Raw genomic sequence first — 20645 nt, 5'->3', positions numbered from 1 at the left:
TCTACAGCTGCTTGACCTTGTCGAGAAACGTCTCCCAACTGGCGCTGCGGGCGAACCAGGGAGGCGTCAACTGGCCGAGTGCCACGATTCTCTCGGCGATGGCGATGCTGTCGGCCTCCGTGTAGGTCTGGAACGACGGTCGTGCGCCCGGCGGTGTGACCGCCTTCTTGAGCTCTTCCTTCGCGTTGCGGATCCTGCCGACGTCCCGTCCGGCGAACTGGTCCGGTCGACGCCACGTGGGACGGACGGCCTGGACCGCGTCGGGGAACAGGAACCACCAGGTCTCGATCTCCCACGCGGGCACGATCGCGACCACCGGCCAGCGCAGCGACCGGTGGCTGTCCTCGATCTTCGCGATCAGCTTCTGGTGTGCCGGCTCCACCTCGTCGGCATCCTCGTGCATGAGGACCGCGCGGATCGGCGTCCGCACGTCGACGGCCCGCAGCAGAGCCGCGGCCTTCGTCGACTGGCTCGGCAGCCGCTGCGGGGGCACGTTGCGTACCAGCGACATCGGCTTGCGGAGCGGCCTGAGGGCTCCGCGGGGGATGTCCGGGCGCAACGCGGCCACCAGGATCTGAATCGTCCTGCGGTCGTTGTCGTCTTCACCGAGGATCACCACCACCGAGCGGTTATCACCTCGTCTCGCGGTCATTCTGGGCAGCCCCCGAGAGCGCCGGAGAACCACAGCTCACCCAGCCCGAGCTCGCCGTGTAGTTCCTGCTCCATGGCCTTGACAGCTTCGGGAGCGATCGCGGGGATCTTCGACGCGGCGTCCGCGCCCCGCTCACACACGATGAGTTCGTCCGGCGTCAGCCGGTTGACCAGCGGGGGGGAGTGGGTGGCGATCAGGAACTGCGTGCGTCCGGACGCCTCGCGCAACAGCTCTACCAGGCGGTCGAGGATGTGCGGGTGCAACCCGTGGTCTATCTCTTCAATGCAGGTCAGTCGTGGCGGCGACGGGTCGTAGAGCAGCGAGAGCAGCGCGAGGGCGCGGATGGACCCGTAGGAGGCCTCCTGCAGCGTGGTCGCCCCGGACAGGCCTTGCTCCACCAGGGTGAGGACCGTTCCTTCACCGGCACCGCCGATGGCGGTGAACTGAAGACGTTCGAGACCGGGAATGAACGCACGGGCGTCGCGTTGCAGCGCGTCGAACCGATCGGGGTGCCGGTCGGCGAGGAAGGCGAGGAAGGCGGCGAGGTTGCTCGCGTCATCGTGTAGACGCTCACTCGCACGTTCCTGTGATGGTTGCCGCGCGGCGGCGACGTCGACATCGAAGACGCGGAAGCTGGCGAACATGTCAGCCAGGGCCTCGACCTGCTCGCCGCCGTCCTCGGGGCTGAGCTTGGGCAGGGTGGACAGGCCGAGCGAACCTTCCCGCAGGCTGGCGGTGTCCTCACCGCCCTCCGGCTTGTGGAAGGTGATCAGGCCACCCTTGACCGTGATGCGCCGGCCCGGACCGGCTGTCCGCTTGAACGCGAAGCTCTCGGCTCGCCGTAGGTAGTACCGCTCCCTCTCGCTGCGACCCGACTTGAGCTTGTCGGATGAGAACTCCAGCGTGTAAGTGTCGGTCGCCTTCAAGGAACTGTTTCTGGTGACTGCGGCCTCTACCTCGATGCTGATCGTCTGCCGCGCCCCCCGAGCGTCCCGGAAGGCCACCCGATCGAATCCCGCGCGGCGGTCGAGCGCCGGTGCCAGGTCGGCCCGGGTGGCGTCGCCCAGGAACGCGATGACATCGAGGAAGTTCGACTTGCCCGCGCCGTTGGGGCCGACGAGCACGTTCAGCGCCCCCAGACGCACCTCGACGTCGCGGAGGCTCCGGAAGTTGGTCACCTTCAGCCGGAGTAGGTAGGGGGGACGCCGGACAGCCACGCCCGCAGCGTACCCGGTGGATCTCCGTCTAGGCGGTCGGCGCGGCCCGGGTGATGGCCGCGTCGCCAACCGGGCGGGTGGGGGTGGTCTGCCAGCCGGTCAGGCAGAGGTAGCGCAGGTCGGGGTCGTAGTCGGCGGTCAGCACCGGCCGGGACCGGTCCGGGTCGGCGGCGAGGACGTCGAGCAGGGTCCACCACGGTCCGGTGACCGGCTGCCCCGGCGGGGCGACGGTCACCCCGTCGGTCGGGTGCGTCGGCCAGGCCGCCGCGAGGTCGGCACCGAGCACCAGCCGGGCGTCGGGCCGGCCCGCCGACAGCGCGGCCAGTTCGGACCCGGCCAGCGCGGCGACGTCGCCGGCCGCCACGTCGGCATGCTGGCGGAGCACCGTCATCCGGGCCGGGGCGTGCGCCACGTCGCCGGTGTGCTCCGGCACCGCCCCGGCCCCCGGGGCGGTGCGGCAGAGCATGCCGACCGCCTGCTGCCGGGCCGGGGCGGGCGTCGGCGTGCGGTACGGCAGCACAGCCTGGTCGACGGCGATCACCAGGGCCGTCGTGCCGCCGCCGGACGAGGCATACGCGTGGGCGAGCCGGAGACCGCTGACGACCGCCGCCGGGCCCTGGTCGCAGACGGCGAAGGAGAGCGGCGTCCCCGGGCAGAGGTGGCTCAGGTAGGTGGCGGTGGCCCGGCCGGGCAGCACGTCGTGCCGGGCGAACGCCAGCACGAGCAGGTCAACCGGTTCCTCTGCCGGCACGAGCGCCCCGATCAGCGCCTCGGCCATCTCCGCGTGGGACCGGCCCGGCGCGTCCTGCCCCGGGCGGTCCGGCAGTTCCAGCCCGTACGGTCGGGCGAGGTCGGCCAGGTAGCGGGCGGACCGGGCCCGCTGGTCCGGGTCGGCCAGCAGCGTGGCCGGCCCGGTGAAGACCCGCCGGGCGGCCCGGATCAGGTGCAGGTCGGTCGACGGGACCGCCATCACGGTGCTCCTTCCTCGGGGTCCGGTTCCTCGACGCCCGGCAGTGGGCGGGGGCGCGGGGTCAGTGCGCGAAGACCATCGCGGCGAAGGTCGCGCCCTCGCCGGCGCCGACCGCCGCGACCAGGTAACGGTCACCGGGGCGCAGCAGGCCGCGGTCGCGGGCGGTCAGGTAGTTGGTGAACGCGTCCGCGCAGAAGACGTGGCCGGTCTCCCGGACGTTGTCCAGCAGCACCCGGTCGCGCGGGAACCCGAGCAGCCGGCTGAGCCGCTGCCAGGTCACCACGTTGACGTTGTGGGGCAGGATCAGCCGGATGTCGTCGAGGTCCACCCCGGCGACCGCCAGTGCCCGTCCGATCACCTCGGCCAGCGCCGGCCGGTACTCGCGCTGGAACTGCGCGCCGGACGCGCCCCCGGCGACGTCGAACTCGCCCCGCTGCCGGCAGGCGTAGCCGAGCAGCCGGTCCCGGGGGCCGTCGAGGCTGACCAGGCACGCCGACGCCCCCTCGCTGAACACCGAGGTCTCCGGAATGAACTGGGCGTCCCGGGTGAACGCCTTCTCGGCGGTGAGCACCAGCGCAAGCGGTCCCTCGCCCGGCGGGTGCGGCCCCGGCTCGGCGGTCAGCAGCCGACCGGCCATCTCGACGGCGAGCAGCGCGCTGGCACAGGACTGCTGGGTCAGGGTGAAGGCGACCGCGTGGCCGAGCCCCAGCGCGCGGCACACGTCGTGCAGCGGGTTGACCGGGTACGGCACCACGACGGGGAACGCCCGCCCGTACAGGACGAACCGGACCCGGTGTTCCTGCCCGCGTAGGGCGGTGAGCCCGGTCGCGGCGTCGCGCAGCAGGTCGGTCAGGGACCGGTCGGGATCGCGGCGTACCTGGTCGAGGCCGTGGAACCGGCGGAACAGCCGGACCTGCATCTCGGTCAGCTCCAGCGGGCCGGCCAGGCTCTCGATCGGGACGCGGTGCGGCGGCAGGTGGACCGCGACCGCGTCGAGCGCCGTCATGCCGCCGGTGCCCGGGTCGAGCGGGGGTGCCCGGCGACCGGGCCGCGCCCCGCCGGACCGGTGCGCAGCACAGTGGACGGTTGCACCCGGGAACGTTGCTCGTGGACCGCCACGGCGAGAATCCCATCAGCGGCGTCCGTCGCTGTCAACGCGTGCCAGAATATCGACGTGGCCCGCTTCCTGTTCGTCGTCCTGCCGGTGGCGTCGCATCTCAACGCCCCGCTCGCCATCGGTCAGGCGCTCCAGGCCGCCGGGCACGAGGTGGCGTGGTGCGGTCCCCGCAGCGACCTGCGTCCGCTGATCGGCCCCGACGCGACGCTCTACCCGACCGGCAAGCGGTACTTCCGCCTCGACGGCGAGACCGGCATGGCATCGGTACGCAGCCTCTGGGAGGGCCACGTGCTGCCGGTCAACCGGTTCATCCGGGACACCGTCGACCGGGCGGTCGCCGACCACCGGCCGGACGTCGTCGTCGTCGACCAGTACGCGCTGGCCGGCGCGTTGGCCGCCCACCGGCACTCGGTGCCGTGGGCGACCTTCTGCGTGGGCACGCTGGAGCTCACCCCGCCTGACCTGCCCGGCTTCGCCGACCACGTACGCGCGCAACTGGCCCGGGTCTGGGCGATGACCGACCTGCCCGTGGACGAGTCGATCGACCTGCGGTTCTCGCCGTACCTGGTGATCGGGCTGACCGGGACGGCGCTGACCGGCGCGACGCCACTGCCGGCGCGGTGCGTGCTGACCGGCCCGGCCCTGGGCCACCGCCCCGACGCGCCGGCCTTCGACTGGGACGCCTGGGACCCGGCCCGCCGGCACGTGCTGGTCACCGTCGGGACGATGGCCGAGCACCTGGCCCGGGACTTCTACCAGCGGATGATGGCGGCGACGGCGGCGCTGGCCGACCGGGTGCAGGTGGTGGTGACCGCCTCGCCCGACGTGCTGCCCGACCCGCCCGTGCACGTGCTGGCCGCCCCCCGGGTGCCGGTGCTGGAGCTGATGCCCCGGCTCGACGCGCTGGTGTCGCACGGTGGGCTGGGTACGGTGACCGAGGCGTTGGCGCACGGTGTGCCGGTGGTGGTCGCGCCGATCCGGCACGACCATCCGACGGTGGCCCGTCAGGTGACCGAGGCGGGCGCCGGCATCGAGGTCGGGTTCGCCTCGGCCACCCCGGCGGACCTCACCGCCGCGCTCACCGCCGTGCTCGACGAGCCGGGCTACCGGGCGCAGGCCCGCCGGGTGGGCGAGTCGTTCGCCGCAGCCGGTGGCGCCGCCGCCGCAGCCCGGCACCTCGCCGCCCTGGCCGCGCGGCCCATCGACCATTGTCCTGCGGGTACGGCCACACTAGCCTGACCTGACGCACCCGCACGGGTGTCGCCGTCCACCGTCGACACCCCGGTGGCCCGGCGTCGTCCCCGTCCGAGGAGGCTCGATGATCGAGGCCACCGGCCTGCGCAAGTCCTACCGGGTCGGCCGTGGCCGTAACGCCACCACCGTCGAGGCGGTGCGCGGGGTCGACTTCGCCGTGCAGCGGGGCGAGATCGTCGGGTTCCTCGGCCCCAACGGCGCGGGCAAGTCCACCACCATGCGGATGCTGGCCACCCTCATCCGCCCGGACGGGGGCCGGGCGACGATCGCGGGTGTCGACCTGCTGCGCGCCCCGGCCCAGGTGCGCCGGCAGATCGGCTTCGTGGCCCAGGCCAGCGGCACCTACGACGACTCGACCGCCCGCCGGGATCTGGTGCTCCAGGCCCGGCTGTACGGCTTCGGCAAGGCCGAGGCGCAGCGCCGGGCCGAGGCGGCGATCGGGGCGTTCCAGCTCGACGACTTCGCCGACCGCCGGATCAGGACGTACTCCGGGGGGCAGCGGCGGCGGCTCGACGTGGCGCTCGGGGTGATCCACTCGCCGCAGGTCATCTTCCTCGACGAGCCGACCGCCGGGCTGGACCCGCCGAGCCGGGTACGGATGTGGCAGGAGGTCCGGCGGCTGCGGGCGGAGGGCATGACGGTCTTCCTCACCACCCACTACCTCGACGAGGCCGACACCCTGTGCGACCGGCTGTCCATCATCGACGGTGGTCGGATCGTCGCCGAGGGAACCCCGTCGGATCTCAAGCGGGAGATCTCCGGCGATGTGGTCGCGATCGACCTGACCCGCGCCGACGTGACGGACGGCCCGGTCGACGCCGACCTGCCGATCGCCACGAAACTGCTCACCGAGCAGCCGTACGTGCACTCGTCGGAGGCGGTCGACGGCACCCTGCGGCTCTATGTGGACAGTGCCGCGACGGCGATTCCGCAGATCATGCGCACCCTGCTCGGGCGGGGGATCGAGCCCGGGGCGATCGAGGCCCGCCGGCCCAGCCTCGACGACGTCTTCCTGGCCAAGACCGGCCGCTCCCTGGAGGAGTGACCCGGCCGGTACGAGAGGAGCCGCAGTGAAACTGGTCCGCGACACCTGGCTGATCTTCCAACAGGAGGTCGGCCTGATGGTGCGCAACCCGGTGATGGTGGCGTTCAGCCTGGCCCAGCCGGTCACCTACCTCATCCTGTTTGCCCCGTTCCTCAAGGTGGTGATGGTCGACCGGGGCGCCTCCTCGTACGCCGACGCCTACCGCATCTACGTGCCCGGCCTGTTCGTGGCGATGGGCCTGTTCGGTGGCCTGTTCGCCGGGTACGGGCTGCTCAGCGCGCTGCGCGCCGGCATCATCGACAGGTGCCGGGTGACCCCGGTGAGCCGGACCGGCCTGCTGCTGGGCCGGGCGCTGATGCACGTCTGCCTGAACGTGGTGCAGGCGGTGATCATCACGATCGTGGCCTTGCCGTTCGGGTTGCGGGTGCACCTGGGCAACCTGCTCATCTCGTACGCGCTGCTGTCGGTGATGGTGCTGCTGAGCACGTCGATCTCGTACGACATCGCGCTGCTGGTGCGCAACGAGAACAGCCTCGGCGTGCTGGTGAACACCGTCGGCCAGCCGATCTCCCTGCTCGCCGGGGTGCTCATCCCGCTGGTGCTGGCCCCACTGTGGATCCAGCGGGTCGCGTTCTGGAATCCGTTCTCCTGGGCGACCAACGGCATGCGGGCGTTGTTCGACGGGCAGCTCGCCGAACCGGTGGTCTGGCAGGGCGCCCTCATCATGATCGTGCTGGCCGCGGTCAGCCTGGTCTGGTCGTCGCACCTGTTCAACCGCGAGGTCTCCTGAACCCGGCCGGCGTCGACCGGCCCGGTGCGACCAGGATTGATGTTGGCCATTGTCTGCAGGTGATCGGCGCTCTAGCCTGAGCGTGTCCCCGATCGGCCGCTGCGCCGGGGTGCGGCGACCGTGAGCGTGCCAGGTGAGGAGACAACGCGTTGGGTGCCGACAACTTCCGGGCGACGCTCGCGGCCGACATGGAGCTGGGGGCCGGCAACGTGCTGCTCCGGCTCGCCGAGCACGGTGCCGACCCGGACCTGCCCCGGGTGACCTTCGACGTCGACGTGGACGGCATCCCCGCCTGGACGCCGCTGTCGCTGGCCACCCTCACCGAGCGGGTCGCCGCCCGCGCCGACTGGTTCCGGCAGCGCGGCATCGGCCGGCGCGACCCGGTCGCGGTCTATGTGACGTCCGCGCCCGACGTGTTCCTCAACTTCTTCGCCCTCAACCGGCTCGGCGCGATCCCCGCCCTGATGAACGGCAACATGCCTATCGAGTTGGCGGCCGAGTTCATCAGGCGGCTGCGCGGCGTCGGGGTCGTCGTCGACGCCGACCACGCCGCGCTGCGCGAGCACGACCTCGGGGTGCCGATCCTCGGCGACGCCGCCGAGACCGGCACCGGTGACCCCGGCCAGGCCCCGCCGCACTACCGTCACCACCCCGAGGACCCGGTCGCCATCACCCACTCGTCGGGCACCACCCGGGTGCCGGCCGCGATCGTCCACTCGCACCACGGGCTGTTCGCCGCCATCCGGGCCGTGCGGCTCACCGAGTCCCGCCCGTACGGCGAGGTGCGCGAACTGTCCGTCCTGCCGGCGGCGCACACCGCCGGCATCATCACGGTCAACCAGGCGCTCTGCAACGGTTACCAGCTGCTGTACCTGTCGGCGCAGGGCGGCCCGTTCGCGCGCAGCGCCGAGACGATCCTGGACGCCATCGAACGCTGGCGACCGACAGGCGTATTCGGCTTCGCGGTGACCTGGTCCGAACTGGCCCGGCACGACCTGAGCACCCGCGACCTGAGGTCGGTGCGCAACTGGTTCAACACCGGGGACTGCGCCCACGAGTCGCACATCCGGCGGCTGGTCGCCGTCGGCAGCCACCCGGCGTACACCCGGCAGGGCATGGTCGACGTGCCGGGGTCCAAGTTCGTCGACATGCTCGGCTCCACCGAGATGGGCCACGGCGCATTCCGGATCAGCCACCGCCTCGGCAGCGACCACTACGACCGCTGCGTCGGCAAGCCGTACCCGTTCGCGCAGATCGCCCTGCTCGACGTCACCACCGGCGAGGAGGTCCCCGAGGGGCAGGTGGGGCACGTCGGGCTCAAGTCACCGACGCTGGCGCTCGGCTACTGGAACGACTCGGTCAACACCTTCCGCACCCGGCTGAACGGCTACTACCTGACCGGTGACCTGATGTACCGCGACCCGGACGGCAACTACCACCACGTCGACCGGGCCAGCGACGCGGTCGATCTGGGCGACGGCAACTGGCTCTACACGGCGCTGTCCGAGGAGCGCATCCTCAAGCACTGCCCCGACGTACGCGACTGCACGGTCATCGCGGTGCGGGAGGACGACGACCGCATCGTCACCGAGGTGCTGCTGCTGCTCGCCGACGACGCCGATCCGGCGCTGGACCGCGCCGACCGGGTCCGCGCCGCGCTCGGCCCGGTGGTCGGCGCGACGCTGCGGCGGGTGGTCACGGTGCCCGACGACGGTGTGGTGATGGGGCCGACGGGCAAGGTCCGCAAGTTCCTGATGCGCCAGCGGCTGCTGGCCGACGCCGGGGCGACCACCACCGGCTGACCGGGGAAGCGCCCCGCGCCCCGACCGCTCACGGCGGCCGGGGCGCGGGGCGCTACCGGCGGGTGTCAGCCCAGTCGGGACTCGATCGCCTCGATGATGCGGGGACGCAGCTCGGCGGCCCGGATCACCGCGTCGACCGAGCCGACCTCCACCGCCCGCCCGATGTTGTGCACCCGGTCGAACTCCGCCGCCACCTCGCCGAGCTTCTCCGCGCGGACCGCCGCGCGGGTCTCGTCGAGTTCGGCGGTGAGCGCCGCCCGCTCGGTGCCGGTGGCCGCCGCGACCCGCGACTCCAGGTCGCGCACCCGCAGGTCGGCTGCGGTACGGGCGTTGACGTCGCCGGAGAACACCACCGCCGCCGCCGGGGCACCGCCGAGCACCGAGGCGAACGAGCCCTCCAGCGCCAGCACCGTCATGTTGGGGTTCAGCGCCTTGGAGAAGACCACGAACGCCCCACCGTGGTAGCGGGAGATCACGCAGAACACGATCGGCCCACGGAAGTTGACGATCGCCCGGCCGATCTCGGCCCCGTACTCCAGTTGCAGCTTGCGCATCGACTCGGGCGAGCCGTCGAAGCCCGACAGGTTGGCCAGCACCACCAGCGGCCGGTTGCCGCTGGCCGCGTTGATCGCCCGCGCGGCCTTCTTGGACGAGCGCGGGAACAGGGTGCCCGCGGTGTAGGTGTCCGGGCCGTCGGTGGGCGGGAAACCCCGCCGGGGCACCGACCGCGACTCGATGCCGAGCAGGCAGACCGGGATGCCGCCCAGGTGCACGTCCTGCACCACCGCGGTCTCCGCGTCGGCCATGCCCGCCCACCGCTCCAGCACCGGGTGGTCCTGGTCGGACAGCGCCCGCATCACCGTACGGATGTCGAACGGCTTCTTGCGGTCCGGGTTGGCGGCGGCGGAGAAGATCTCGCCGACGGTGGTGAAGTCGCTGCCGGCCACGGTGTGCGGGAAAATGGAGACGTCCCGGTCGACGGGGTCGGCGGTGGTCGCCCGGCGCGGGGCGTCCTCCCCGGGCGCGACGTACGTGTGGTCGTAGTACGACATCAGCACGTCCCGGGCGGCCGTCAGGTTCGGTGCCCAGTACTGCGCCTGCCCGTTGGGGCCCATCACCCGGTCGTAGCCGCCGATGCCGAAGTTGTCCTCGGCGGACACCCCACCGGAGAAGTCCAGCGACTGCTTGCCGGTGAGCACCATCGCGGCCTCCGGCGTCATCACCAGGATGCCCCGGGTGTGCATGAGCATCGTCGCCTCGGCGTTCCAGTACGGCTGGGCACCCACGTTGATCCCCGCGACCACGATGTTGATCTCGCCGCCGTCCTGGGTGAACTCGACGATCCGCTTGAGCGCCGCCGCCACCCAGTCCATGTTCTCGGTGCCCGACGTCATCGAGATCCGCGCACCGGCCGACAGGGCGTACCACTCCAGCGGCACCCGCAGCCGTTCGGCCAGGTCCAGGGCGGCGATCACCCGCCGGCACTCGGCCTCGGAGAGCGCGCCGAGCGACTTGGTCGGGTCGCCCAGCAGCACCACCCGGGTCACCCCCTGCGGGTGCCTCGGCGTCGGCGTGGTGACCACACCCGCGACGATCGCCGCCGTGTTGCGCCCCCGGGGCCGGTCCACCGGCACCAGCGCGTGGTCGTCGTCGAGGTCGTGTTCGACGAACTGGCCGAGCATCCCGGTCAGCTCGTACGGGTAGACCGTGTTGCGGCTGCTGGCCCGCAGCACCTTGAGCCGGTAGTCGTCGAGCGGCTCGACCGGGTCGACAGGCGGCTCACCCATGGTCAGCTCGGCCCCGCCGGTGGCGTCGAACGCGATGCGCACCGCGATCTTGTTCAGTTCGCCGGTGCGGCGGTCGCGCTGGCGCGCGATGAACAGGATCTCCTCCAGCCCCGCGCCGACGGTCGTCGGGCGGACCCGCTCGGCGATCATCTCCATCTCCTCGCGGGTCAGGTCGCTCGGCGGCCAGACGTAGATGACGATCCGGTTGGTGTTGAAGCGGGTCTTGGACGGGCGGCGGGTCTGCGCCCGGCGGATCGAGTCCAGGCAGGTGGCGACGATGTCCTCGGCCGTGGGCAGGGCCACCAGCCGCCCGTCGTGCTCGCGCAGCGCGGTGAGGTCGCGTACCTGGGCGAACGCGACGAGCCGCTCGTCGGACGGGTTCTCCCGCGCGACGGCCTGGAAGAGGTAGACCTCCTCGTCCGACGACGGCAGCCGGGTCAGGTCGAACTTACGCAGCCGCTCCAACTGCATCCGCTGCGCGATGTACGGGTGCAGGCCACGGATCAGCCGCTCCTCGCTCATCCCCGTGCTCGACGGACGGAACGTGAAGTGGTGGTGCATCACCGCGCCGCCGCGCCCCGCGACGGTGGTGGTGAGCCGGCGGACCTGGGCCGGCAGCGGGTGCGCGTTGACGACCTCCAGCAGCGCGGCGGCCATCGCGTCGAAGTCCTCCGGCTGGTTCTCCCAGCCGAGATAGATGTCGGCGTCGACGGCCGAGCCGTCCCCGGCCAGTTCGGCGAGCCCGCGCAGCGCGTCGCCCAGCGCGTCGAAGCGTACGGCGGCGGAGAGCAGGCTGGAGTCGGCCCGTTCGGCCACCACGAACGTGCAGTCCGCCACCCGGCGGGTCCGCACGTCGGCCAGGCCCTTGTTGCCGTAGTACCGCCGGGTCAGCACCTCCAGCATCACCGCGTTGTCCAGGTGGTCCCGCACGAGCCGCTGGCCGAGCACCCGGACCAGGGGTTCGGTGCTGCGGACCATCTCCGCGACCCGCTCGGCACGGTCCGCCGCGTCCGGGTGCGCGTCGAGATGACGCAGGTGCCGGCGGACCGAGGCGTACAGCCGGGCCCGGTTGCGCAGCAGCAGCGGCTGGGCGAACCAGGCGAACACCACCCCGCGGGCCAGGTCGGCGACGACCGGGAAACGGACCTGCGTCGCCGCCACCAGCCGCTCCAAGGCGAGACCGGCGGGCTCGCGCAGCACCGCGTCCGGCGGCGGCTCACGCAGCCAGGAGCGCAGCAACGTCGCGATGACCGTGGCGTCGGTGGCCGCCCGCTGCTGGGCCAGGAAGATCCGGAACACGGCGGCTTCGAGGGCGGGGGAGCGGTCCAGCTCGGTGACGCCGTAGTGGCCGAGCGCCTTGGCCAGCTTGGCCTGGAAGTGCGCCGGCAGACCGGCCCGCTCGACGTCGAGGCTCTGCAGGTAGGTGTGGAAGTACTCGCGGGCGCTGGGGACGTGGTTGTCGCCACTGACGTCCTCCCCGGTCAGCCGGTTGCGGCTGAGTTCGGCGAGGTCGGCGAAGACGTCGACGAGATCGATCTCCTCGGCCAGTGGGCGGTGGCCGTCCTCGATGGCGGCCCGCCGTGCGGCGAGGTACTCGTCGAGCACCCGGCCGTCGTCGTGCGGGTCCACGTCGAAGCCCAGCAGCAGTCCACGGAGGTCCTCCTGGCCGCGCCGGGACCGCTCGATCGCCGGGGCCTGGTCGGGCGCGGTGGGCAGGTCCAGGGCGACGGGCGGGGCGGCCTCGGCACCCGCGGCGTCGTCGGCGTCGTCGCCGAGCGGCTCCAGCCGCAGCAGCGCCGCGCCGGCCTCCACCTGGCTGCCGACGGAGACGTCGCACTCCTTGAGGCGGGCCCGGAACGGTGCCCGCAGCACCGTCTCCATCTTCATCGCCTCCAGCACCAGCACCGGCGCGCCCGCCTCGACCTCGGCGCCCACCTCCACCGGGGTGGCGACGACCAGCGCGGGCATCGGCGAGCGGACCACGCCGCCCTCGTCACGGCCGACCCGGTGGGTCACGCCGTCCACCTCGACCAGGTGGATCGCGCCGTGGGTGCCGGTGAGCAGCCGGTACCGGGCGCCGTTGACGGCGATCTGCCCGGTGTGCCGGTCGAACCGGTCCAGCTCGACGTCGGCGGTGTGCACGTCGCCGCCGGCCTCGATGCCGACCCGGAACCGGTGCGCGCCGACCCGGGCCACCCGCATCCGGTACCCGACGCCGCGCAGCTTGAGGTCCAGCGGCCGGCCGCTGACGTGCTGCACCTGCGGGCGGCCACCGAACGCCGTCGACAGCAGCCGCTGCTGTTCGGCCTGCTCCTGCTCCTCGTACGCCTCGATCGCGGCGGCGGCGAGCGCGACGGCGGAGTGCCGGTGCGACACGAGCCGGCCCTCGGCGCGTACCCGGTCGATCCAGCCGGTGTCGGCGCTGGCGTCGATCACCTCGGGCTGGTCGAGCAGGTCGAGCACGAAGCTCTTGTTGGTCGCACCGCCCTCGATGATCACCGTGGTCTCGGCCATCGCCCGGCGCAGCCGGCCGAGCGCCTCGTCCCGGTCCCGCCCGTACGCGATGATCTTCGCGATCATCGAGTCGAAGTCGGCCGGGATGGTGTCGCCCTCGCTGACCCCGGTGTCGACCCGGATGCCGGGACCCGCGGGCAGGTCCAGCCGGGCGATCCGGCCCGGGGCGGGGGCGAAGTCGCGGTCCGGGTCCTCGGCGTTGAGCCGGGCCTCGATGGCGTGCCCACGCTCCACCGGCGGCACGCCGTCGAGCCGGCCGCCCGCCGCGACGTGCAACTGCGCCTTGACCAGGTCGAAGCCGGTGGTCAGCTCGGTGATCGGGTGCTCCACCTGGAGCCGGGTGTTGACCTCCAGGAAGGCGAACAGCCGGTCACCGGGGTGGTAGAGGAACTCGACGGTGGCGGCACCCCGGTAGCCGACCGCGACGGCCAGCCGTTCGGCCGAGGACTTGAGTTCGGCCGTCTGCTCCGGACCGAGCACCGGGGAGGCCGACTCCTCGATGACCTTCTGGTTGCGTCGCTGCACCGAGCAGTCCCGTACGCCGAGCGCCCAGGCGGTGCCCTGACCGTCCGCGATGACCTGTACCTCGACGTGCCGGGCACCGGTGACCAGGCGCTCCAGGAACACGATGCCGCTGCCGAAGGCGCGCGCCGCCTCCTGGCTGGTGCGCTGGTAGGCGTCGGCCAGTTCGGCGTCGCTGGTGACCACGCGGATGCCCCGGCCGCCGCCGCCGGCGGTCGCCTTGAGCATCAGCGGGTAGCCGATCTCGGCGGCGGCGGCGATCGCGGCCTCCAGGGTCTCCACCGCGCCCCGGCTCCACGGCGCGACCGGCACGCCGACCTCCTCGGCGATCAGCTTCGCGCCGATCTTGTCGCCGAGCTTGCGCATCGCGTCCGGGCTGGGCCCGACGAAGGTGATGCCGATCTTCTCGCACAGCTCCGCGAAGGCCGGGTCCTCGGCGACGAAACCCCACCCGACCCACGCCGCGTCGGCCCCGGTCTCGACCAGGGCGTGCTCCAGCCGCTTCAGGTCGAGGTACGGCCGGGAGGACGCCGGACCCAGGTCGTAGGCGATGTCGGCCTCGCGGACGAAGGTCGCGGTGCGATCGACGTCGGTATAGAGGGCTACTGTTTCGATCGGAGTGTCGGTCTGCGCGGCCAGCTCTCGGACCGCGTGAATGAGGCGCATCGCGGCCTCACCCCGGTTGACGATGGCGACACGGCTGAACACCCGACCGACTCCTCCGGTAGATCCACGAGTACGCGCCGCAAGGCATCGACCCCCGACAGCGATCACCCTTCCGCGTGCCGGCCGGTAGCGCCATGTCGTAATCACCGAACCCTGAGCGGTGACCGTTGTAGGAAACCCACAAAAGTTTTTGGTCTTTCCCCGCCCGGACGAGGTTGTTGCGGCACCCGCCGCAGGTCGGCGGGGTCAGGCGTCCGCCGACGCGGTCGCGGCGACCTCGCGGCGGCGGACCACCGCGATCAGTGTCGTGCCGACGGCCAGCAGCGCCCCGGCCACGACCAGCGCCACCGCCCCGTTCACCCGCAACGTCAGCACCGCGGAGACGAACGCGCCCAGCCCCATCGTGGTGATCGCCCCGAACCGGCGGAGCCATGCCGTGCCCGCACCACCGGCGGCCCGGCTGTCGGCGGACAGGTTCACCATGGTCATGGTCACCACCACCGTCGAGAGGTCCCGGATGCCGATGTGCTTGACCGCCGCCGCCTGCGCGCCGAGCACCAGGGCGAGCAGGCCGGTGACGGCCAGCATCACCCCGTGCGCCGGTGGGCCGGTGGCGAGCCAGAAACCGGCCAGGGCGAGGGTCAGCACACTGCCGCCGACCAGGATGGCCAGCCCGGCGGCGGGCAGCGCCGCCGGCCCCGACGCGCCCCGGGTCAGCCGGGCGGCGAGCACCGCGCCGAGCATGAACGTCAGCAACGCCACCAGGTTGTTGAGCACCGGCAGGCCGGACACCCCGGCCAGCCCGAAACCGATGAAGAGCACGTTGCCTGTCATGTTGCCGGTGAAGACCCGGTCCAGGGCGAGATAGCTGACCCCGTCGACCGCCCCGGTCGCCGCGGTCAACACCAGCAGCGGCAGCTCGTAACGCTTTGTCATGGGGCCCTTCCGATGATCGTTTCCGGCCGGGAGTCTACCCATGACCTGCGGGAACGTCCCGGGCGGCCGGGACACCGACCCCTGGTGGCCGGGACGCCGGGGCCCGTTGACTGGCCCCATGACCGAGCTGCCGGACCACTTCCCCGCCCACGTCAAGGGTTCCTACGTCAACTGCGACCAGTACGACCGCGAGGCGCGGCTCACCCCGCCGCCGGAGCACATCCCGGCCCACGTGAAGAACTCCTACGTCAACTGTCAGGAGTACACCCGGGAGCTGCGGCTCACCCCGCCGCCGGACCACATCCCGGCCCACGTGAAGAACTCGTACCCGACCTGTCAGGAGGCGGTCCGCCCGCCCCGGCTCACCCTCGTGCCGGCGGCCGGGGCATGACCACGGTCGTCCCGTCCCGGCTCGACCCCGCGTGGCGGGAGTGGCTGGTCGAGAACCTCGCCATGGGCGCGTCGGTGCCGCAGGCGCGGGCCGCCGCCGTCGCCGGGTCCGCCGACCCCGACGCCATCGACGCCGAGCTGCGGGAACTGGCCGACCATCCGTACTTCGCGGTGTGCCGGCGGCTCGCGCTGCGCTACGACTGGCTGGAGTCGGTCCTCGACACGTACCGGACGCTGCGCGACAGCGACGGCGGGCGGACGCTGGAGCACCGTGCGGACCTCGACCCCGCGGAGTTCTTCTCCCGCTACTACTTCGGCAACCGGCCGGTCGTGCTGGACGGCCTGATGGCCGACTGGCCCGCCCTCGGCTGGACGCTGTCCGGCCTGGCGGCGGCCTGCGGCGACGCCGAGGTCGAGGTGATGACCGGCCGGGACGCCAACCCCGACCACGCCTGGCAGTACGACAGGCACCGCACCAGCATGCCGTTCCGCGAGTACCTGGCGCTGCTCGCCTCGGGCCGGCACACCAACGACTACTACATGGTGCCGCGCAACGAGAACTGGTCAGGCGCGCTGCGCCCGCTCGCCGCCGACATCCGTGCCCCGGAGGGGATCGTGGACCCGTCCGGGCTCGGTCACCTGCTGCTCGGGCCGGCCGGCACGGTGACGCCGCTGCACGTGGACAACAGTTCGGTGCTGCTCGGCCAGGTGCTCGGCCGTAAGCACGTCCGGCTGGTCCCGTCGTACGAGCGGCACCTGGTCTATCCGCGCGGCGGCACGTTCAGCGCGGTCGACGCGGCCGACCCGGACCTCACCCGGCACCCCCGGTACGCCGAGGCGACGGTGCTCGACGTCGTGCTGGAACCGGGGCAGCTGCTGTTCGTCCCGGTGGGCTGGTGGCACTGGGTGCAGGCGTTGGAGGTCAGCGCCACGGTCAGCTTCCACCATTTCCGCATTCCGGGGCAGAACCACAAGATGGCAACGCCCCCCGCGGCCGGAGCGGACCGGTGAGCGCCCGGCAGCCCTACGGTCCCTCGACGACATGCATTATCGTCGATCGCATTGTGGGGTGATCCGGCGCGCGTCGGATCCGATCGAAGGTGGCGATTTTGCGTTATGCCGATGGGCCGGGCGTGACCTACGAGGTCTACGTCGAGGCAGTTCCGTCCCGGGTCTGGGAACTGGTGACCGACATTCACCTGCCGGCCCGGCTGAGTCCCGAGCTGCAACGGGTCGAGTGGTTCGAGGGTGCCGACGAACTCGTCAAGGGGGCCAGTTTCCTCGGGTACAACAGCCACCCGCGTATCGGGCAGTGGCGCACCGCCTCCTACGTCACCGAACTGGACCAGGAACGGGTCTTCGGGTGGGTCGTCACGGACGTGGACGGCATGTTCGCCGGCCAGGACGGTGCCGGCCGGGCCGACGTGTCGTCGCCGGCGGCCACCTGGCGGTTCGAGCTGGAACCGGAGGGGGCCGGCACCCGGCTGCGGCAGACGGTCCGGGTCGGTCCGGGCCGTTCCGGGCTCAGCCTCGTGATCGACCAGGCCCCCGAGCACGAGGAGCAGATCGTCGAGTCGAGGCTCGGCCAGCTCCGCTCCCACATCGAGTCGGTGCTCGACGGCATCAAGGCCCTGGCCGAGAACCGCACCCCCTGACCCTGCGCCCCGCGCTTCCCGCGCTCCCCGCCGGCCAGCCCCGGTGATCAAGAGAAATACGTCATGAGCCGGCCGCCGGCTGACGTTTTCCTCTTGATCGCCGGGGCTTCGGCGGGGTGATCGCCGGGATTCGGTGGGGTGGCTGTGGGGGGCTTCGGTGGGGTTCGGGGGGGTTTTGGTGGGGTGGTGCGACGTGGCGGGGTGGTGGGGCAGGGGCGCGGGATTAGGGTGTTGCGGTGGATCACGAGGATCGAATCGCGCTCTTTCTCGACTACGAGAACCTTGCCCTGGGCGCCCGGGAACACCACGGCGGGCGGGCGTTCGACTTCCGTCCGATCGCCGACGCCCTCGCCGAGCGGGGGCGGGTGGTCGTCCGTCGGGCGTACGCGGACTGGTCATACTTCGACGAGGACCGTCGGATGCTCACCCGCTCGCACGTCGAGCTGATCGAGATCCCGCAGCGGATGGGGGCGTCCCGCAAGAACGCCGCCGACATCAAGATGGCCGTGGACGCGGTGGAACTGGCCTTCGAGCGCGGCTACATCTCCACCTTCGTCATCTGCACCGGGGACAGCGACTTCACCCCGCTGGTGCACAAGCTGCGCGAACTCAACAAGCGGGTGATCGGGGTCGGGGTGGAGAAGTCCACCTCGGCGCTGCTCCCGCCCGCCTGCGACGAGTTCCTCTACTACGACCGGCTGGAGGGCGTCGACCTCCCACCCGTACGCGGCCGGCGGGGTCGCGCGTCGCGCCCGGCCGAGCCGCAGCAGCCGGAGCCGACGGCGGTGGAGCCGACACCGGAGCAGCCGGAGCAGCCGGATTCGTCGCCGGCCGCCGAGGAGCCGGTACGCGACGCCGAGGCGCTCGCCGTGCTGGTCGCCCAGACCGTCGCCGGCCTCCAGGGCAGTTCGGAGGGGGAGGTGACCGCCTCCCGGCTCAAGCGCACCCTGCTGCGCAAGGACCCCACGTTCAGCGAGTCCGACTACGGGTTCCGCACCTTCGGTGAGCTGCTGCGCCACCTCGCCGGGCACAATGTCGTCGAGCTGGCCGAGGGGCCGGCCAAGGGCGACCCGGAGGTGTCCCTGCCCGAGCACGGCGACCAGGAGGTCGCCTTCGCGTTGCTGCGTACGGTGGTGGCGGAGCTGGCCGCGGCCGGTGGCCCGGTGGCGCTGTCCGGGCTCAAGAACCAGCTCCGCCGGGCCCGCCCCGAATTCAGCGAGAAGAAGCTCGGCTACCGCAGTTTCCTCCAGTTCGGTAAGGCCGCCGCCACGGCCGGTGAGGTCACGTTGGCCTGGAGCGCGGAGGCCGACGACTACCTGCTCACGCCCCGGCAGGGGTGACCGGGCGGGGCCGGCGGCGGGCCTCGACGAATTCGTGACTCACGTTCCGCGGCCAATTTGCTATACGGTCGGTGAATGATGGTCGAGGAGCACTGGTGGAACGGTGACCCGAGCCCACGCGGGCGGCGGGACGTCTACATCCGTACCGACGGGGAGGCCTGGGAGGTCCAGGCGCAGATCGGCGGGGCGTCGGGTCGCTCCCGCGTGCAGCAGTGCCCGAGCCGGGCGGCGGCGGTCATCCTGGCCGACGCCTGGCGTGGCAGCAATCCTTCCTGGCGCGGGCTGCACCGCTGAGCGGTCCCGGCGGTCGGCGGGCGGTCCGCACCGCGTCCCGCCCGCCCCGCCTTCCGGCCACCGGTCGGGCTTCGCGCGGGACACCTCCGAGGTCGCCGGCGCGCAACGACTCTGATCACGCAGAGTAGTTTTCTTTTCACTGACCGGTCGGCGGGCTCCTGATTAGGGCGAGCTAACTGGAAACATTCTTGACAGAAGTGCCGGATATCGACATCCTTCGTGGAGAGCGCTCTCCCCTGGCGTGCTCCCCGCCCCCGATGTCGCCCAAGGAGCCTCCCGTGCCCGGAGCCCGAGCCGTCCCCCGGCCCCGATCCCTCGCCCGCGCGGCGGTCGCCCTCGTCACCCTCGCCGCCGCCCTCGTCCTGCCCGCCCAGGCCGAGCCCGCCTCGGCCGCCATCGGCGGCATCACCTGGCAGGACGAGTTCAACGCCGCTGCCGGCACCCCCGTCGACCAGAACCGGTGGCGCTTCGACATCGGCGGTGGCGGTTGGGGCAACAACGAACGGCAGTACTACACCAACAGCACCAGCAACGCCGTCCACGACGGACAGGGCAACCTGGTCATCACCGCCCGCAAGGAGAACCCGGCCAACTACCAGTGCCACTACGGCAGGTGCGAGTACACCTCGGCGCGGCTGCTCACCGCCGCCACCTTCACCCAGGCGTACGGCCGGTTCGAGGCCCGGATCAAGATCCCCCGCGGCCAGGGCATCTGGCCGGCGTTCTAGATGCTCGGCAACGACATGGGCAGCGCCGGCTGGCCCGCCGCCGGTGAGATCGACATCATGGAGAACATCGGCCGGGAACCCAACACCGTCTACGGCACCGTGCACGGCCCCGGCTACTCCGGCGGGGGAGGCATCACCGGCAGCCGTACCATCGGCCAGCCGCTGGCCGACACCTTCCACACCTACCGGGTGGACTGGGAGCCGAACCTGATCGTCTGGTACCTCGACGGCGTCGAGTACCACCGCGTCGACCCGTCCCGGCTCGGCGGCAACCGCTGGGTCTACGACCACCCGTTCTTCATGATCCTCAACGTGGCGGTGGGCGGTAACTGGCCCGGCTACCCCGACGGGTCCACCCAGTTCCCCCAGCAGATGCTCGTCGACTACGTCCGGGTCTCCAGCTACGTGCCCGGCGGCGGCAACCCGCAGCCCGGCACCACCCGGCTGCGCGGCACGCAGAGCGGCCGATGCATCGACATCCCGAGTTCCAACGCGGTGGACGGGGCCAAGCTCCAGATCTGGGACTGCAACACCACCGCCGCGCAGGCGTGGACCTTCGCCACCGACGGCACCGTCCGCGCGATGGGCAAGTGCATGGACCCGGCCTGGGCCGGCACCGCCAACGGCACCGAGGTCAACCTGGTCACCTGCAACGGCAACCCGGCCCAGCGGTTCACCCTCAACGGCGCCGGGGACCTGGTCAACCTCAGCGCCAACAGGTGCGTCGACGTCCGGGACCAGAACCCCAACAACGGCGGCAAACTGCACCTGTGGGACTGCCTCGGCGTCGCCAGTCAGAAGTGGTCCCGCTTCTGACTGGCGGCTATTGCGGAAGGCCCACTGCGGCGGGTACCTGTGCCGGGTGGAGTCGTCCACGCGATAGCGGGCACGGCATGAGATGACGGATGGCCCCCAGCGCACGCTGGGGGCCATCCGCCCTCGTGTTTTGACCATCGTGGGGATTTG

General features: G+C 72.0%; 15 protein-coding genes and 1 pseudogene. 10 read left to right on the top strand and 6 right to left on the bottom strand.

The features are described from left to right. Position 1: 1 nt before the first annotated feature. From ACN267_RS15185 to ACN267_RS15170, 4 genes are all read right to left on the bottom strand, one after another. Positions 2-652, bottom strand: coding sequence for a hypothetical protein (locus ACN267_RS15185; RefSeq protein ID WP_281899309.1), 651 nt, complete (start codon positions 650-652; stop codon positions 2-4). After that, positions 649-1869: an AAA family ATPase gene (locus tag ACN267_RS15180; protein WP_421488958.1), complete on the bottom strand. Its 1221-nt coding sequence runs from the start codon at positions 1867-1869 to the stop codon at positions 649-651. Before ACN267_RS15180 ends, ACN267_RS15185 begins: the two co-directional genes overlap by 4 nt. 28 nt (positions 1870-1897) lie before the next feature. Continuing rightward, positions 1898-2839 (bottom strand): 2-hydroxy-acid oxidase, encoded by a 942-nt coding sequence (locus tag ACN267_RS15175; RefSeq protein ID WP_239484663.1) that lies wholly within the window; start codon positions 2837-2839, stop codon positions 1898-1900. 61 nt (positions 2840-2900) lie between these two features. Further along, positions 2901-3845, bottom strand: a complete 945-nt coding sequence (locus ACN267_RS15170; protein WP_204957211.1) for a 3-oxoacyl-[acyl-carrier-protein] synthase III C-terminal domain-containing protein — start codon at positions 3843-3845, stop codon at positions 2901-2903. 168 nt (positions 3846-4013) lie between these two features. Here ACN267_RS15170 and ACN267_RS15165 point away from each other — a divergent pair, with 168 nt between their 5' ends. From ACN267_RS15165 to ACN267_RS15150, 4 genes are all read left to right on the top strand, one after another. Then, positions 4014-5195: a glycosyltransferase gene (locus ACN267_RS15165; RefSeq protein ID WP_421488957.1), complete on the top strand. Its 1182-nt coding sequence runs from the start codon at positions 4014-4016 to the stop codon at positions 5193-5195. A 79-nt stretch (positions 5196-5274) separates the two neighbouring features. After that, complete coding sequence (locus ACN267_RS15160; RefSeq protein ID WP_204957213.1) at positions 5275-6255, top strand: ATP-binding cassette domain-containing protein; 981 nt, start codon at positions 5275-5277, stop codon at positions 6253-6255. A gap of 25 nt (positions 6256-6280) precedes the next feature. Continuing rightward, on the top strand, positions 6281-7045 hold the full coding sequence (locus ACN267_RS15155; protein WP_204957214.1) for an ABC transporter permease: 765 nt from the start codon (positions 6281-6283) through the stop codon (positions 7043-7045). 188 nt (positions 7046-7233) lie between these two features. Next, entirely contained in the window at positions 7234-8847 is a 1614-nt protein-coding gene (locus tag ACN267_RS15150; protein WP_421490427.1) for a class I adenylate-forming enzyme family protein, read from the top strand. Positions 8848-8912: 65 nt separating this feature from the next. On the opposite strand, the gene ACN267_RS15145 is transcribed toward ACN267_RS15150, so the two are convergent. Continuing rightward, positions 8913-14378 (bottom strand): carboxyl transferase domain-containing protein, encoded by a 5466-nt coding sequence (locus ACN267_RS15145; protein WP_204957215.1) that lies wholly within the window; start codon positions 14376-14378, stop codon positions 8913-8915. 204 nt (positions 14379-14582) lie between these two features. After that, entirely contained in the window at positions 14583-15272 is a 690-nt protein-coding gene (locus tag ACN267_RS15140) for a YoaK family protein (protein WP_421488956.1), read from the bottom strand. 118 nt (positions 15273-15390) lie between these two features. Here ACN267_RS15140 and ACN267_RS15135 point away from each other — a divergent pair, with 118 nt between their 5' ends. The 6 genes and pseudogenes from ACN267_RS15135 (at position 15391) to ACN267_RS15110 (ending at position 20495) form a co-directional block, all read left to right on the top strand. Then, complete coding sequence (locus ACN267_RS15135; RefSeq protein WP_281899297.1) at positions 15391-15663, top strand: hypothetical protein; 273 nt, start codon at positions 15391-15393, stop codon at positions 15661-15663. Further along, positions 15660-16673, top strand: a complete 1014-nt coding sequence (locus ACN267_RS15130; protein WP_204957218.1) for a cupin-like domain-containing protein — start codon at positions 15660-15662, stop codon at positions 16671-16673. Before ACN267_RS15135 ends, ACN267_RS15130 begins: the two co-directional genes overlap by 4 nt. Positions 16674-16771: 98 nt before the next feature. Further along, the gene (locus tag ACN267_RS15125) at positions 16772-17317 is read left to right on the top strand and encodes an SRPBCC family protein (RefSeq protein ID WP_204957219.1); all 546 of its coding nucleotides are present in this window, start codon (positions 16772-16774) and stop codon (positions 17315-17317) included. A 236-nt stretch (positions 17318-17553) separates the two neighbouring features. Beyond that, complete coding sequence (locus ACN267_RS15120; protein WP_204957220.1) at positions 17554-18657, top strand: NYN domain-containing protein; 1104 nt, start codon at positions 17554-17556, stop codon at positions 18655-18657. 75 nt (positions 18658-18732) lie between these two features. Continuing rightward, positions 18733-18951 carry a hypothetical protein gene (locus tag ACN267_RS15115; protein WP_088642133.1) on the top strand — a complete coding sequence of 73 codons (219 nt, stop codon included), beginning with the start codon at positions 18733-18735 and terminating at the stop codon, positions 18949-18951. Between the two features lie 257 nt (positions 18952-19208). Then, a pseudogene (locus tag ACN267_RS15110) lies at positions 19209-20495 on the top strand (family 16 glycosylhydrolase). The last annotated feature ends 150 nt before the right edge of the window (positions 20496-20645 follow it).

The sequence above is a fragment of the Micromonospora sp. WMMD734 genome (assembly GCF_049178975.1).
Taxonomy (GTDB): Bacteria; Actinomycetota; Actinomycetes; order Mycobacteriales; family Micromonosporaceae; genus Micromonospora; species Micromonospora wenchangensis.
The sequence above is the reverse complement of the archived record's forward strand: the minus strand, read 5'-3'. Positions and strand labels throughout refer to the sequence as shown.